Origin of the sequence: Streptomyces sp. NPDC101165, from assembly GCF_044768135.1 — a bacterium.
Taxonomy (GTDB): Bacteria; Actinomycetota; Actinomycetes; order Streptomycetales; family Streptomycetaceae; genus Streptomyces.
This window is the reverse complement of record NZ_JBIWPG010000001.1, coordinates 669,197-684,661: the sequence shown is the minus strand read 5'-3', so window position 1 is coordinate 684,661 and position 15,465 is coordinate 669,197. Positions and strand designations below refer to the sequence as shown.

Annotated in this window: 12 protein-coding genes; 1 reads left to right on the top strand and 11 read right to left on the bottom strand. The window is 73.7% G+C overall.

Annotation, left to right across the window (positions count from 1 at the left end):
* Positions 1 to 22: 22 nt before the first annotated feature.
* From ACIRVH_RS02955 to ACIRVH_RS02945, 3 genes are all read right to left on the bottom strand, one after another.
* Positions 23 to 1,870 carry a transketolase gene (locus ACIRVH_RS02955; protein WP_403947601.1) on the bottom strand — a complete coding sequence of 616 codons (1,848 nt, stop codon included), beginning with the start codon at positions 1,868 to 1,870 and terminating at the stop codon, positions 23 to 25.
* Positions 1,867 to 3,183: an NAD(P)/FAD-dependent oxidoreductase gene (locus tag ACIRVH_RS02950; RefSeq protein WP_403947599.1), complete on the bottom strand. Its 1,317-nt coding sequence runs from the start codon at positions 3,181 to 3,183 to the stop codon at positions 1,867 to 1,869. The genes ACIRVH_RS02955 and ACIRVH_RS02950 overlap by 4 nt, the downstream gene beginning before the upstream one ends.
* A 116-nt stretch (positions 3,184 to 3,299) precedes the next feature.
* Positions 3,300 to 3,707 (bottom strand): phage holin family protein, encoded by a 408-nt coding sequence (locus tag ACIRVH_RS02945; protein WP_403947807.1) that lies wholly within the window; start codon positions 3,705 to 3,707, stop codon positions 3,300 to 3,302.
* A 110-nt stretch (positions 3,708 to 3,817) separates the two neighbouring features.
* Here ACIRVH_RS02945 and ACIRVH_RS02940 point away from each other — a divergent pair, with 110 nt between their 5' ends.
* Entirely contained in the window at positions 3,818 to 4,165 is a 348-nt protein-coding gene (locus ACIRVH_RS02940; protein WP_403947597.1) for a VOC family protein, read from the top strand.
* 13 nt (positions 4,166 to 4,178) lie between these two features.
* On the opposite strand, the gene ACIRVH_RS02935 is transcribed toward ACIRVH_RS02940, so the two are convergent.
* The 8 genes from ACIRVH_RS02935 to ACIRVH_RS02900 all read right to left on the bottom strand — a co-directional run bounded on the left by ACIRVH_RS02935 (position 4,179) and on the right by ACIRVH_RS02900 (position 15,363).
* Positions 4,179 to 6,176, bottom strand: coding sequence for a DUF5107 domain-containing protein (locus tag ACIRVH_RS02935; protein ID WP_403947595.1), 1,998 nt, complete (start codon positions 6,174 to 6,176; stop codon positions 4,179 to 4,181).
* Positions 6,177 to 6,216: 40 nt separating this feature from the next.
* Positions 6,217 to 6,789 (bottom strand): GNAT family N-acetyltransferase, encoded by a 573-nt coding sequence (locus ACIRVH_RS02930; protein WP_403947593.1) that lies wholly within the window; start codon positions 6,787 to 6,789, stop codon positions 6,217 to 6,219.
* Positions 6,790 to 6,918: 129 nt separating this feature from the next.
* The gene (locus ACIRVH_RS02925) at positions 6,919 to 7,842 is read right to left on the bottom strand and encodes an LD-carboxypeptidase (RefSeq protein ID WP_403947591.1); all 924 of its coding nucleotides are present in this window, start codon (positions 7,840 to 7,842) and stop codon (positions 6,919 to 6,921) included.
* Positions 7,839 to 9,791: a prolyl oligopeptidase family serine peptidase gene (locus tag ACIRVH_RS02920; RefSeq protein ID WP_403947589.1), complete on the bottom strand. Its 1,953-nt coding sequence runs from the start codon at positions 9,789 to 9,791 to the stop codon at positions 7,839 to 7,841. Before ACIRVH_RS02920 ends, ACIRVH_RS02925 begins: the two co-directional genes overlap by 4 nt.
* Positions 9,792 to 9,806: 15 nt before the next feature.
* On the bottom strand, positions 9,807 to 11,114 hold the full coding sequence (locus ACIRVH_RS02915) for a M20/M25/M40 family metallo-hydrolase (RefSeq protein WP_403947588.1): 1,308 nt from the start codon (positions 11,112 to 11,114) through the stop codon (positions 9,807 to 9,809).
* A complete protein-coding gene (locus ACIRVH_RS02910; RefSeq protein WP_403947586.1) occupies positions 11,107 to 11,940 on the bottom strand; it encodes a M55 family metallopeptidase in 834 nt (277 codons plus the stop codon). The genes ACIRVH_RS02915 and ACIRVH_RS02910 overlap by 8 nt, the downstream gene beginning before the upstream one ends.
* 115 nt (positions 11,941 to 12,055) lie before the next feature.
* The gene (locus tag ACIRVH_RS02905; protein ID WP_403947584.1) at positions 12,056 to 12,775 is read right to left on the bottom strand and encodes a class I SAM-dependent methyltransferase; all 720 of its coding nucleotides are present in this window, start codon (positions 12,773 to 12,775) and stop codon (positions 12,056 to 12,058) included.
* A 131-nt stretch (positions 12,776 to 12,906) separates the two neighbouring features.
* Positions 12,907 to 15,363, bottom strand: a complete 2,457-nt coding sequence (locus ACIRVH_RS02900; RefSeq protein ID WP_403947582.1) for a SpoIIE family protein phosphatase — start codon at positions 15,361 to 15,363, stop codon at positions 12,907 to 12,909.
* Between the last annotated feature and the right edge of the window lie 102 nt (positions 15,364 to 15,465).

The following is a 15,465-nucleotide window of genomic DNA, read 5'->3' as shown; positions in this document are numbered from 1 at the left end:
CCGCGCGGCCGCGGGTCCCCGCTCAGCGCACAACCGCCTCCTCGACCAGCAGTTTCGCCGCGGCCGCGATGCCCGCGGCGTCGATGCCGGCCGCGTGCAGCTGCTCGTCGGGCGCGGCCGAGCCGGGCATGGTGCCCACCGCGAGCCGGACCAGGCGGGGCACGGGCCGGGCGTCGGCGAACGCCTCCGCGACGGCGTCGCCGAGGCCGCCCTGCTCGTGGTGGTCCTCGACGGTCACCAGACAGCCGGTCTCCTCGGCGGCCCGGCGCAGGGTCTCCACGTCGACCGGCTTGACCGAGTACAGGTCGACCACCCGCACCTCGATGTCCTCCTCCGCGAGCCGGTCGGCGGCGGCGAGCGCCTCGTGCACGGTGACGCCGGCCGCCACGAGCGTCAGCCGGTCCTGGTCACCGGAGCGCAGCACCTTGCTGCCGCCGACCGGGAACTCCTCCTCGGGGCCGTAGATCACCGGGGTCGCGCCGCGCGAGGTGCGCAGGTAGCGGATGCCGTCGAGTCCGGCCATCTCCGCGACCAGCCGGGCGGTCTGGTTGGCGTCGCACGGGTACAGCACGGTCGAGCCGTACAGGGAGCGGAACATCGCCAGGTCCTCCAGGCCCATCTGCGAGGGCCCGTCCTGCCCGATCGCGACTCCCGCGTGCGAGCCGACGAGGTTGATGCCGGAGCCGCTGATCGAGGCCATCCGCAGGAAGTCGTGGGCGCGGGTGAAGAACGCCGCGAACGTCGCGGCGTACGGCACCCAGCCGCGGGCCGCGATGCCGACGGCCGAGGCGACGAGCTGCTGTTCGGCGATGTAGCACTCGAAGAAGCGGTCGGGGTGCTCCTTGGCGAACACCTCGGTACGGGTGGAGTCGCCGACCTCGCCGTCCAGGGCGACGATGTCGCCGCGGGCGGTGCCGAGCGCCGCGAGGGCCTTGCCGAAGGCGTCGCGGGTGGCGACCTCGTCCCCCTTGTCGTAGTGCGGCAGTTGGACGACCTCGGTGGTGAGGGAGCGGAGCATCGCGGCGGCGGGCGGCTCGCCGACACGGACGCGCACGTCGCGCGGTCCGCCCAGTTCGGCGACGGCCTCCTCGGGTTCGGGCAGCGGCTTGCCGTGCAGGCCCTCCCGGTCCTCGACCGAGGCGACGCCCCTGCCCTTGAGGGTGCGGGCGAGGATCACCGTGGGCTGCCCGGTCCGCGCCTTCGCCTCGCCGTAGGCCCGGTCGATCGCGTCGACGTCGTGTCCGTCGACCTCGACGGTGTGCCAGCCGAAGGCCGCGAAGCGGCGCGCGTAGGCGTCCAGGTCGTGGCCGTGCCGGGTCGGACCGCGCTGGCCGAGCCGGTTGACGTCCACGATCGCGGTCAGGTTGTCCAGGTGCTCGTACGCGGCGTGTTCGGCGGCCTCCCACACCGAGCCCTCGGCCAGCTCGCTGTCCCCGCACAGCACCCACACCCGGTAGCCGACGCGGTCCAGGCGCTTGCCGGCCAGCGCGATGCCGACACCGACCGGCAGGCCCTGGCCGAGCGAGCCGGTGGCCGTCTCCACCCACGGCAGCCGGCGCGGGGTCGGGTGCCCTTCGAGGCGGCTGCCGATCCTGCGGAAGGTGAGCAGCTCGCCGTCCTCGACGACACCGGCCGCCTTGTAGGCCGCGTACAGCAGCGGCGAGGCGTGCCCCTTGGAGAGCACGAAGCGGTCGTTGGCGGGGTGTTCGGGGCGTTCGAAGTCGTAGCGCAGATGGCGGGCGAGCAGGACGGCCATCAGATCGGCGGCGGACATCGAGGAGGTCGGATGCCCGGAGCTCGCCGCGGCGGCGGCCCGCACACTGTCGACGCGCAACTGCTGTCCGAGTTCGGCGAGTTCGGCGGTGTTCATGAGTCTCCTTCGGGGGGTTGCTGGGGAGCGGGCCGGTGCGCGGCCTCCGTGTCCAGGGGCACCGCCCCGGACCGGACGAGGCCCAACTGGACGGCCTGGCGCGGGAGTACGGCGTCCAGCAGCCAGTCGGCGGCGACGCGGACGCGGTTGCCGGGCAGCGCGGCCAGGTGGTAGCCGCGGGTGACCGCGCCGGCCGGCAGGCCGGACAGCGGGATGCCGAGCGGGTTGGCGGCGGCCCGAACGCCCCCGAGATCGACGGCGAAACCCAGGTCGCGGTGGCGGTAGGCACGCCTGCGCCGGCCGAGACCCAGTGAGGCGGCCACGTTCTCGCCGGCCACCCGGCCCTGCCGCCAGGCGTGCTGGGCCGTCATGGGTGTGAACTCTCCCGGGTGCTGCAGATCCGGTACGGCCGCGGCGTCCCCGCAGGCGAACACGTCCGCGTTCCCCGGCACCTGGAGGTACGGATCGACGATCAGCCGACCCCGCTCCAGCGGCTGTCCGACGACCTCGACCAGCGGATCCGGCCGGACCCCTACGCACCACACCAGGGTCCGTGACTCGACGAACTCCCCGTCGGTGAGCAGCACCCCGTCCCGGGTGGCCTCCTTCACGGAGGTCCCCGTCCGTACGTCGACGCCGCGCGCCCGCAGCACCCGGTCCGCCGTCCGGGAGAGCCGCTCGTCCAGCTCCGGCAGCACCCGGGGTGCGGTGTCCAGCAGGATCCAGCGGGGCCGCGCAGCGTGGTGCCGGCGCGCGAGGCTGTCGGTGAGCAGTTGCATCTGCGCGGCCACCTCGGTGCCGGTGTAGCCCGCGCCGACCACGACGAACGTGCACCGGGCGGCGCGGACCGCGGGGTCGTCGGCCGTGGTGGCCAGCTCCACCTGCCGGGTCACGTGGTCGCGCAGGTACAGGGCCTCGGCCAGCCCGCGGAACCCGTGTGCGTGCCGGGCGACACCCGGGATCGGCAACAGCTTGTTGACGCTGCCGACGGCCAGCACCAGCCGCTCGAAGCCGACCACCCCGCTGCCGCCCTCGGGGTCCGTGAAGTGGACGGTGCAGCCGTCCAGGTCGACACCGTGCGCCTCGCCGAGCAGCAGTCGCACCCCGCGCAGGGTGCCGGGGAGCGACACGGTGACCCTGCGGGGCTCCAGGAGCCCGGCGGCCACCTGGGGCAGCAGGGGCAGATACAGGAAGTAGTCGGTCGGGTTGAGCAGCGTGATCAGGGCACGGCCCCGGGTCACACGGGCGAGGGTGCGAGCGGCCCGGTACCCGGCGAAACCGGCGCCGACGATCACGACGCGTGGTCGACTCACGGTGCGCCTCCGGCGGTGTGGCTCCTCCGAGGCTTTCCGCGTATCCGGGGCCGCGCCGCCCAAACGCCGCTCACCTCACCCGGACGCCGGTGCGGCCCCCGCCGCACCTGCGGGGGTCAGGCCCGGTGGTGCGGGCCCTCGGGGTCGATGTCCGGCCGGAGGGGGGCCTCGGACGGCATCGGCGGGTACGGCGTGCCGGATCCACCGGGCGGGGCAGCGGCCGCATGCGGGTGCTTCGGGCGGGCGGCGCCGCGCAGCACGTAGGCGACGACGCCCAGGATCGCGGCGGTGATCAGCGCGGCGGCCCAGCCGGGCAGGCCGGCCGCGAGGCCGAGGCCCAGGGCGAGCGCGAGCGCGCCGCCCGCGTACAGGGCGACTGCGCCGGAGGCGGCGTAGAGCAGGGCGGTGCGGCGCTGTCTGCGGCTCTGCTCGCGCAGCTCGTCGCGCACCGTCTCGCGTGCCACCTGAGCCAGCTCTTCGACGAGGTGCTTGTCCAGATGTTCCAGGTGATCCAGGTGATCCATGTTCTCCATGTGCTCCATGAACTGCGGGTACCCGTCGCACACGATGCGTAACAGCGTCGGCCGGGGTCCAGGTCTGTGCGCACCCGCCCGCCCCAACTAGGCTCGTCCGCATGGAGATTCTGGGCGCATCGCTGCGCATCTGCGTCGACGACCTCGAAGCCGCGATCCCCTTCTACGAGCGTCTCGCGGGCGGCAGAGCGCTCCGGTTCGAACGCGGGGGCGTGCAGGTCGCCGCGATCGGCTCCTTCCTGCTGATGAGCGGCCCCGAGGCCGAGCTGGAGCTGCTGCGCAAGGTGGCGGCCACGATCGCCGTGAAGGACGTGGACGAGGCCCACCGGCTGCTCACGGAGCTGGGCGCCCAGATCGTCGCGGGGCCGGTGCCAACGCCGGTGGGCCGGAATCTGCTCGCGGTGCACCCGGACGGCTCGGTCTTCGAGTACGTCGACCACGGCGACTGAGCCGCACGGCCGCTCAGGGCGTGTCCGGGCGCATCCGGAAGTCGAAGCGGGCGGGCAGGGGCTCGTCGGTGAGCCGGTCCCACAGCCGGCCGATCACCTCCGCGCCCTCCCGCAGGTCGGCGACCTCGAAGCCCGTGTCGAAGACGGCCCGGGCGGCGGCGCGCCGCCCCTCGGCGAGCAGCAGCTCGGCCTCCAGCAGCCGGAACCGGCCGCGCCGCCGCACGGCGGGCAGCAGCCGCTCCCACACCGCGCGGGCGTCCGCCGCGCGCCGGGCCCTGAGCAGCGCCTCCAGGGCCTCCCGGCCGAGCGCGGCCACGGCGGCCGTCCAGGTCTCGCCGTCGTCGCGCCGCTCGCGGCACAGGTCGTCGAAGGCCTCCGCGTACCGTTCGGCGGCCCGCTCGTGGTGGCCGGACGCCTGGTCGGCCACGGCGAGGCAGCGCAGCAGGGGCCACAGGGACGGGGCGAGCGGGAGGGCGCGTTCCCAGCTGCGGACCGCCTGGGCGCGGTCGCCCGCGTGCCACTGGGCGACGCCGAGGTGGTATTCGGTGTGCGGGGTGGCGGGCGCGGTCTCCAGCATGTCCCGCCAGTGCGGGGCGACCAGCGTCTCACCGGGCGGGCGGACCCGGCGCGGCTCGGGCAGGGAGCCGGTGCGCAGCAGCTCCCGCCAGGGCGCCTGCGCCTCGCCGAGGGTGGACTCGGCGAAGGGTGTGCCGGGCAGCTTCCAGTCGGCGCGCAGGACTTCGAGCGCGCCCCAGCCGGAGCCGGTGGCCAGGATCTCGCCGGGCTCGGTGTCCGCGTACGGCTTCCACGCCGCGTGCGCCTCCTGGACGCGGGCGCGCGGCAGCACCGCGGCGAGCCGCTCCTCGGCGCTCCGGACGACCTCCGGCCACGCGCCCTCGGCGGGTGTGTCGAGCGGGCCGTAGGCCTCCAGCCAGGACACCTCGCTCTCCGGCTCCAGCCGGACGTGCTCCAGCTGCGTGCGGGCGAGTCCCGCCTGGATCTCGCAGTAGCCGCCGGTGCCGGGCTCGGTCAGCCACTGCTGCCAGCGCCGGCCGCCGGGTCCGCTGCCCCACACGAACAGCTTGCGGCCGCGCAGCAGGTCGGTGGAGGTCTGCACCAGCCCGTGCCCGTCCGCGTCCAGCGCGGCGATCCAGCGGCGCCGGCCGTCGGGCACCGCGTAGAAGTAGTCGGCGGCGTAAGGGCTGTTGAGGGGGTGGGTGCGGTCGATGCCGTCGCACGAGGGGACGGGCACCCGGCGCAGGCGGCGCTCGTAGCCGAAGGACCAGGCCTCCTCGGCGGGGGCGAGGATCCGGCGCTCCTCGGGTACGGCGATGTTGGACCACCAGTACGTGGGCACCGGGCGCTCGTGCGGATTGCGGATCCGGACGCCGACGTGGAGGAAGTCGGAGCCCTCCGGGAGCCACAGGTCGACCTGGAAGGGCAGGTCGCGCAGCCGCTCCCACTCCCACAGGCGCAGCATCTCGCCGCCGTCGGGGGCGGGGACACGGGCGGCGTGCACGGGGGCGCAGGAGAGGGTGGTGTGGCCGGTGGCGCCGATGTTCCACTCGATGCCGCCGGAGTACCAGGCGCCGTTGAGGGCGAAGTCGGCGGGCTGGAACACCGGGTTGCGGTAGAGGAGTTCGCGTCCGGTGGGCAGGTGGACCAGGGAGGCGATCCGGCCGCCGAGGCCAGGCAGGACGGTGGCGCGCAGCCGGTCGTTCTCGATCACCAGGGCGTCGAGGGCGCGGGGCTCGCGGGTTCTGCCGTACCCGTCGCGGACGCGCACCGGCAACAGGCTGTGCAGCGGCTCCCAGCCGAGCTGCCGGGCCATGTCCCTGGGCATGTCGTCCCGTTCGCGGCCGTCGATCCGGTGGACCTCGTCATGGGGGTCCCCCCGCTCGAGCGAAGCCGAGAGTGGGGGAGGGCAGAGCGGGGGCAGGGGGTTGTCGGGTCCCAACTGCGCGGCCGGCAGGGTCAGTACCTCACGTCGGATCCTCGTCACGTCGACCATGGAACCCGGGGTACGGGGAGTCGGCCAGGGGCGCTGCCGGTCAGGATTGCGCAAAAGCGGTCTCGGCGGGGTCGCGCATCTCGGCGGTGAGCGCCCAGCGTTCGTGGTCCCGCCAGGCCCCGTCGATGAAGATCATGTCGGGTGAGAAGCCCTCCAGACGGAAGCCGGCGCCGCGGGCCATGGCGACGGAGGCGGTGTTCTCGGGCTGGACGTTGATCTCCAGTCGGTGCAGTCCCAGCGGGCCGAACGCGTACCCGATCACGAGGTCGAGGCCCTCGCGCATCAGCCCGCGGCCGGCCGCGTGGGCGAAGGCGCCGTAGCCGAGGGCGCCGCACTGGAAGCCGCCGCGGACGATGTTGTTGATGTTGATGAACCCGGCGATGTGCCCGCTGTCCTTCTCGCACACGAGGAAGCCGGCGCGGTTCGGGTCCTTGATGAGGGGTCCGGCGTAGGTGGCGTAGCCCTCGTCGGTGTCCGGCGGGAACAGCCACGGCCGGTGCAGGTCCTTGCTCTCCCTGGCCCGGGCGGTGAACTCGGGACCGTCGTCGAAGGTGAAGGAGCGGATGCCCACGCGGGGGCCTTCGGCGAGGTAGCGGGATGCGGTGTGCGGCATCCCGCCAGCCTACGGGTCACCGGTCGCGGCGCTCCGTGCGGTACGCCCCGAGGCGACTCGGCCGAGCACCGGCGTCTGTGTGCCGTCGGGCGCGACGTCGTACAGCTCGGCGAACAGGACGAGCCCGGCTCAGCGCAGAGCGGGCTCGTCCAGCGTCAACGAGCCCGCGTCCGAGTCGAGTTCGGCTGCGACGCCGAAGGGGATGGTCAACGCGCCCTCGCAGTGCCCGAATCCGAACTCCTCGACGACGGGGACACCCAGCGGACCGAGGCGGTCGGCGAGCATGAGCCGTACCCGCTCGTAGGGATCGCACTCCGCCCAGGAGCCGAGCAGCACCCCGCGCACCCCGTCGAGCCAGCCGGAGCGGAGGAGTTGGGTGAGGTAGCGGTCCAGCCGGTACGTCTGCTCGCCCACGTCCTCCAGGCACAGCAGCCCGCCGCTCGCCGACGGGCGGGCGTGCGGGGCGCCGCGTTCCGCCGCGAGCAGGGACAGACAGCCGCCGAGGGTGACACCGCGGGCCCGGCCGGGGACGAGGGCCGTGCCGCCGGAGGCGACGGTGCGCACGGCCTCCGGCTCGAAGAGCGTGGACCGCAGATGCGCCTGCGCCCGCTCGTTCTTGATGAAGTCGATGCCGGCCGCCATCGGCCCGTGCAGGGTGGCGAGCCCCAGGCGGGTGGCGAAGGCCTCGTGCAGGACGGTGATGTCGCTGAAGCCGACGAACACCTTCGGCCCGGCCGCCCGCATCGCCTCCCAGTCGAGCAGGTCGGTCATCCGCTGGACGCCGTACCCGCCGCGGGCGCACAGGACCGCGTCCACCGCCGGGTCGCACCAGGCCCGCTGGAAGTCGGCGGCACGGTCGGCGTCCGTGCCCGCCAGGTAGGGGAACTCCCCGTGCCGGTCCAGCACATGGGGTGCGGCCACCGGGTCGAGGCCCCAGCCGCGCAGCACGTCGAGCCCCGCCTGCAGCCGCTCCTCGGGCACCGGCCCGCTGGGGGCCACCACGGCCACGCGTGCCCCGGGGGCCAGCCGAGTGGGCCGTACCAGCTCTCTCACGTGCGCAACTCCAACTCCGGGACACCCGGCACATCCAACTCGAACACCTGAGCGTACAGCGACAGCTCGGCCTCCAGCGCGCGCACCATGGTGTCGGCGCGACGGAAGCCGTGCCCCTCCCCCGCGAAGGTGAGATAGGCGTGCGGCACGCCCCGGCCCTCGATCCCGGCGAGGAAGCGCTCGCACTGGGCGGGCGGGCAGATCACGTCGTCCAGGCCCTGGAGCAGCAGGAAGGGCACGGTGAGCCGGTCGGCGTGCGCGGTGGGCGAACGCTCGGCGTACCGCGCGGGCACCTCGGTGAGCGGGCCGATCAGCGACTCCAGGTACCGCGACTCGAAGTCATGGGTCTCCCCCGGCCCCCAGGTGGCCAGGTCGAGGACGGGGTAGACGATGGTGCCGCACGCGTACACGTCGGTCGTGGTCAGGGAGGCGGCGGTGGTCCAGCCGCCCGCGCTGCCGCCCCGGATCGCCAGCCGGTCACGGTCGGCGGTGCCCTCCTCGGCCAGGGCGAGGGCGACGGCCGCGCAGTCCTCCACGTCGACCACGCCCCACTGCTCGCGCAGCCGCTCCCGGTAGGCGCGGCCGTACCCGGTGGAGCCGCCGTAGTTGACCTCGACGACCCCGATGCCGCGTGAGGTGAAGTAGGCGATCTCCAGGTCCAGCACGAGCGGCACCCTGCTGGTGGGGCCGCCGTGCGCCCAGACGACGTAGGGCGGCAACTCGACGTCGAGGGCGGTGCGGTGCGGGTGGTGCGGCGGGTAGACGTGGGCGTGCACCTCGCGGCCGCCCGGGCCGGTGAAGGTGCGGATATGCGGCTCGGGGTAGTACGCCGGGTCGACCGGATCCCGGTGCCGGGCACCGATCGCACGGGCGCGTCCGCTCCTGATGTCCAGCTCGACCACTTCGTATCCGGTGCGCGGACTCGCACCGACCGTGACGACCCGGCCGCCGTGGGCCGCGAGGCTGGGCGCGAACTCGGTCCAGGGGCCGGCGGCGTCCACCACCTCGCCGGACTCCGGATCCAGTATCCCGAGCACGGTCGCGCCCCGACCGTGGACGACCGCGATCAGCCCGTGGTCCAGCGGCGCGAACCAACGCAGACCGAGCTTCCACAGCGGCCCGGCGAACTCCTCCTCGCGCGGGCACAGCGGGGTGCCGTCCCGGTACAGGTTCCACCAGCCGCTGCGGTCGCTCGCGTACAGGAGACGGCCGGCCGCATCCCAGTCCACCTGCGCGACGGCCTCCTGCGGACCGCCCGCGACCGTGCGAACGGTGTGCAGCGTGCCGTCGTCACCGACCTCGCCGACGAGCAGTTCCGTGCCGTCCCACGGCATCCGCGGATGGTCCCAGGCCAGCCACGCGGCCCGGCGCCCGTCGGGCGAGAGCCGGGGGCCGGTGACGAACCGGTGCCCTCCGTCGGTGAGTTCGCGTATGGCGGCCCGGTCCTCGGCGGCCGAGCCGTCCAGCGGTACGGCGGCCAGGACGCGCCGTACGTCGTCCGGGCCGTCCCCGGTGAACTCCTCCAGCACGCACCACACTTCGCCGCGGGCGAGGTCCACCTGCGGTTCCGCCCAGCGCAGCCCGCCGCCCACCGGGGAGAGGGGGGTCAGCGGTCGCGGCTCGCCGCCGGGCTCGTACCGGTACAGGCGCTGGTCGGCGAAGTGCGTGAACACCACCAGGGGCCCGTCGTCCCGCATCACCCCGGTCCAGGGCAGGCCGCCGTACTCGATGACCCGGCTGCGCACGTTCCACGGCGCGGCCAGCAGCGACTCCTCGGTGCCGTCGGCCAGCCGCCGCACCAGCGCCCGGCGGCCGCCCTCGGCGGGCCGTGGCTCGGTCCACCAGACCTCGTCCCCGACGAAGCCCACCCACTCCGGGTGCCCGTCGTGCGCGGCGGCCAGCGCCGCGTCGATGGGCGAGGGCCAGGAACCGTACGCCTGCTTGTGCACCCCGTCCCCCATCGTCTAGGCCGTTCGCAGGAAGCGGTCGAGCACCCGGACGCCGAAGTGCAGCGCCTCCACGGGGACGCGCTCGTCGACGCCGTGGAACATCGCCTGGTAGTCGAAGCCCTCGGGGAGCTTCAGCGGAGCGAATCCGTAGGCGGCGTCGATGCCGAGCAGCGAGAACTGCTTGGCGTCCGTGCCACCGGTCATGCAGTACGGCACCACGTGCCCCTCGGGCGCGAACTCCTCGACGGCCGCCCGCATCCCGGCGAAGGTGGGCGAGTCGACGGGCGCCTGCAGCGCGACCGACCGGTGGTGGAACTCCCAGTCCACGTCCGGCCCGGTGAGCCGGTCGAGGGTCGCGATGAACTCCTCCTCGTCGCCCGGCAGATAGCGCCCGTCGACGAAGGCGACCGCCTCCCCGGGGATCACGTTCACCTTGTAACCGGCGTCCAGCATGGTCGGGTTGGCGCTGTTGCGTACGGTCGCCTCGACCAGCTTGGCGGCCGGGCCGAGCTTCTCCAGCAGGCCGTCCACGTTCCGGAAGTCCGCTTCGAAGCCGTACACGGCGGCGAGTTCGGTGAGCGCGGCCCGTACCGTCGGGGTGAGCCGCAGCGGCCACTCGTGCTCGCCGATGCGGGTGACGGCGGCGGCGAGCCGGGTCACCGCGTTCTCCTTGTTCACCTTGGAGCCGTGTCCGGCCCGGCCGCGCGCGGTGAGTTTCAGCCAGCCGGTGCCGCGCTCCCCCGCGGCGATGGGGTAGATCTCCCGGCCGGCGCCGTCGTGGAAGGTGAAGGCACCCGACTCGCCGATGGCCTCGGTGCAGCCGTCGAACAGCTCCGGATGCCGGCCGGCGAGGAACCCGGAGCCGTCCTCGGCGCTGTCCTCCTCGTCGGCGGTGAACGCGATGACGATGTCGCGGCGGGGCCTGATGCCCTGCCGGGCCCAGGAGCGGACGACCGCGAGGATCATCGCGTCCATGTTCTTCATGTCGACGGCGCCGCGCCCCCACACGACGCCGTCGCGGATCTCGCCCGAGAAGGGGTGCACGCTCCAGTCGGCGGCTTCGGCCGGCACCACGTCCAGGTGGCCGTGGACGAGCAGGGCGTGGGCGGACGGGTCGGTGCCCGCGATCCGGGCGACGACGTTGGTCCGCCCCGGTGTCCGCTCCAGCAGCAGGGGTTCCAGGCCGGCTCCGGCCAGCCGCTCGGCCGCGTACTCGGCGGCGGGCCGCTCCCGGCAGTCGCCGCCGCCCCGGTTGGTGGTGTCGATCCGGATCAGGCCGGAGGTGAACTCCACGACCTCGTCCAGCGCCTGCTCGTCAGCCATACTGCTCCTCCACCGCGGCCGAGACGATCGTGGTGACCGCCTTGAAGGTCCTGATTCCCTCGTACATGGTGTCGCTGGTGTACGCCACCTTCCGCTCACCGATGCGCGCGACACCCGGGACGACGGTCGCCGCCATCGCCAGGTGCTCGGCGTCGAACTCGACGGCGACGGTGAACGGCCCGCCGTGCACGGGCTCGTGGCGGACGGCCAGCCGCGCGGCCTCCTTGGCGGCGGCGCGGATGTCGGCGGCGGTCCGGGACGGTGTACGGCATACCGCCGCATACCGGGACACATGGTCCTTGACGGCGACCTTCAGTGCCTCGGGCGCGTACCCGAGGGCGTCCTCGCAGGCCAGGTCGTCGCCGGTGACGAGCACGACCGGTACGCCGTACTCGGCGACGACATGCGCGTTGAGCAGACCCTCGCTCGCGCGGACGTCGTTCACCCACACCCCGGTGATCTGGTTCGCGAGGTAGGTGTGGGCGAGGACGCCCTCCATGCCGGCGCCCGCGTGGTAGCCGACGAACGCGATGCCGTCCACGTCACCGTGCTGCACGCCCTCCACCATGGACAGCGCCTTGTGCCGCCCGGTGAGCATCTCGACCCGCTCGTCGAGCCGCTCCAGCAGCAGGTTGCGCATGCTCCAGTGGGCCTCGTTGACGAGCACCTCGTCGGCGCCGCCGTCGAAGAAGCCCAGCGCGGCGGCGTTCGCGTCCGAGGTGAACATGGACCGGCACCGCTCCCACTGCGGTGTGCCCGGGAGCACGTCGGCCGGCCAGGTGACGCCGGTGGCACCCTCCATGTCCGCACTGATCAGGATCTTCATGTCCGGCACGTTACGCGTCCTGGCCGGGGGCAGGCTACGACGGGGCCGCGCGGGGCGGCGGCTACGGCGTCCGCCGGCCCCGCGCCGGGGGGGTGCTCCCGGGTCTGCGGCCCGCTCACTTCCCGGCCAGGACGAACCAGCGCGCCGGCAGGTCGATGCGGGTGCCGTCGGCGAGGTGCTCGGTCTGCGGCAGGGCCGTCTCGCCGCTCGCCAGCACCTCCAGGCCGGCTTCACCGAGCAGCCGCGGGATCTCCTCGTCGTCGGCGTCGGCGGGCTTGAGGCCGTGCTGGAAGACGCGGCGCAGCTTGGGCCCCGGTCCGTCCGGGCCGGTGGCCGCCCGCTTGAGGACGTCCCGCGAGCCGGAGGTCAGTTCGACCACGAAGGCACGGCCCTCGGAACCGATGATCTCGGCGACCGCGGCGGCCACCGCGGCGCGTGCGTCCGGTTCGCTCTGGTGGATGACGGCCCGCATGTACACGTGGCTGTCGCCGAGCCGCTCGTGCAGGACGTGTACGGCGCCGGTGTCGGTCAGGTCGAGCTGCTGGAACTCGACGGTCTCGCCGTTCTCGGCGTGGCGGGCGTGCTCCACGGCGGCGTGCGAGAGGTCGACGCCGACGGCCCGGGCGAACCGGGTGGCGAGGTAGCGGGTCTGGGTGCCGTTGCCACAGCCCAGGTCGACGATGGTGCGGGTGGTGTCCGCATACGGCAGGAGCAGCTCGCTGTGCGGCTGCGCCGTGAGGGAGGGATCGGAGTCCCAGATCGCCTCGCCCGTCGCGTCGGAGGTCTCGCGCCAGTAACTCTCCCACGCGTTCCGGTAGTTGTCCGAGACGTTCATGACGATCTCCCCACGGTCGGTTCCGTGATCGGGATATCGCGGCGCCAGTGGGTTGGGCAAGGGGCAGGAGGCCACCTTCACCGGAAGTACGGACCCCGGCAACCCCGGGGGGACACGAGCGCCCCCGGGGTTCACTGCCTTGCGTTGACCGCCTGTTCGAACCAGACGGTCTTGCGGTGCCCGGTCGCGCTGGCGCCCCACTCGCGGGCCAGCCGGCTGACCACGCGCAGACCACGGCCCGACTCGTCGTACGGTCCGGTACCGAGCATCGCGGGCAGGCCCGGTTCGTCGTCCGTGACCTCGAAGAGCAGGGCGTCGGTACGCACCACCCGCAGTCCGATCCGGCCGCCCGAGCCGTGCTGGACGGCGTTGGTGACGACCTCGCTGACCAGCAGCTGCGCCGTCTCCACCGTCTGTGACAGGCCCCACTCCAGCAGCCGGTCGCGGACCAGGCGCCGGGCCCGGGCCACCTCGCGCGGGGCGGCGTCGAGGTGCCATTCGGCGACGTGGTCGTCGGGGATGCCGTTGAGCCGGGCCATGAGCAGGGCGACGTCGTCCTTGCGGCCGCCGCGGGTGTTGAGGGCGCGGATGATGGTGTCGCAGGCGACGTCCATGGAGGCCGCGGGGTGGGCGGCGGACTCGCAGAGCGCGGCGAGACCCTCGCCGATGTCGGAGCCGCGCACCTCGACCAGTCCGTCGGTGCACAGCACCAGCCGGTCGCCGGGCGAGACCCGGACGACGCTGGACTCGAACGCGACACCGCCGACCCCTATGGGAGCGCCGGTGGGCAGGTCGAGCAGTTCGCTGCGGCCGTCCTCGGCGCGCACCAGCACGGGCGGGATGTGTCCTGCGTTGGCGAGGTGCAGTTCGCCGCGGATCGGGTCGTAGACCGCGTACAGGCAGGTGGCGAGGTAGTTCTCGCCGAGCCGCCGGGCCAGGTCGTCCAGATTGCGCAGCAGTTGGGCCGGCGGGGTCTCCATGGTGGCCATCGTCTGCACGGCGGTGCGCAACTGGCCCATCATGGCGGCCGAGTTGAGGCCGTGCCCCATGACGTCGCCGACCACGAGGGCGGTGCGCGAGCCGGGCAGCTTGATGGTGTCGAACCAGTCGCCGCCGATCCGGCCGAGCCGGGTGCCGGGCAGATAGCGGGTCGCCACGTCACAGCCGGCCATCCGCGGGCTCACCTGCGGCAGCATGCTGTCCTGGAGGGTGTCGGCGACGTTCTCCTGGTACGTGTACATGCGGGCGTTGTCGAGCACGAGGCCTGCGCGGGCGGCGAGTTCGGCGCCGGTGGTGCGGTCCATGTCGTCGAACGCCGGGCGGTCGGGGCGGCGCATGAGCACCATGAAGCCGAGCACCACGTTGCGCGCCTTGAGCGGGACGATCAGCAGGGAGCGGCCGCCGATCAGCGGCCTGAGGTCGCGCTTCTCGAACTCGCCGGAGATGCGGTTGGACAGTTCCTCGGTGACCCTCGGGATGAGGACCGGTTCGCCCGTGACCATGCACTTGTAGAACGGGGTGTGTTCGGGGAAGGCGAAGGCCTCGCCGACCGGCACGGTGTCGTCCCAGCGGCCCGGTTCGTCGTTGTGCTCGACCCACACCCGGAACATCACGGTGCTGGCGTCCGGCGGTCCGTCCGGGAAGCCCTCGCCGGCCAGGACGGCGGCGCGCAGGTGGGTGCCGGCGAAGTCCGCGAAGCGCGGTACGGCGGCGCTGGTGACCTCGCGGATGGTCTCGCCGAGGTCGAGCGAGGTGCCGATGCCGGAGCTGACCTCGTTGAGGAACTCCAGCCGCTCGCGCACCGCGGCGTACTCCAGGTCGTACTCGGCGCCGGTGGGGATCACGGGTGCCGTGCGCTGCTGCGGTACGACAGCTTCGGCGGGGCTGCCGCGGCCGGGGCGGCGCGGGACTCCCCAGTACGGGGTGACGGGTACCCGGTCGTACTGGCTGAACTCCAGGACGGGGTAGCCGAGTTCGAGGACCTGGGAGACGATGCGGCCGCTGAGGTCCGGGCCCATGTTGGGCAGGATCTCGGGGAGCCGGCGCTCCAGTTCCTCGAAGGCGGGCAGTTCGGTGTGGCGGGCGAAGCCGGGCGAGATGCGTTCGGCGGTCTCGTCGTCGTAGCCGCGCTCGTCGCGCAGCCGGGTGGCGTCGGCGGCGAGGACCAGCAGCCGGGACGGTCCCGGGCCGACCAGCGGGTAGGCCCACCACAGCACGTCGATGCGGGTGCCGTCGTCCTCGTCCGGGCACAGACGGGCGCGGCCCGCGGTCGCGTAGCCGGTCCGCCCGTCGAGGGAGGCCTCCAGCTCGGGGCCGAGCGCGTCGGGCGCCTGGGGGAGACCGTAGGTGTCCGGCAGCGCGTCGTCGGGGAGGTCGTCGGAGAGTGCGCCGGAGACGGGGAGCAGGTCGGCCGCGGGACGCCCGATCGCGTCCTCCCGGTCCACGCCGAACAGGCGGCGCGCGCCGCTGCTCCAGTGGGACACCAAGCCGTCGCGGTCGACGACGACCACGCCCAGCGGAACCCGGCCCGCGGCCGCGTCGCCGGCGCCGCGGCCGGGAGGTTCGTCCCGCTCGCTGCCACGGTCCATGGCCCAGGCCCTCTCTCCCCACGGCTGTTCGCAAACGATCTGTGCCGCCCGCCACTACCGTACGGCTGCGGCCGGTCGCGATGTGTGGCAATCCTGGAATTG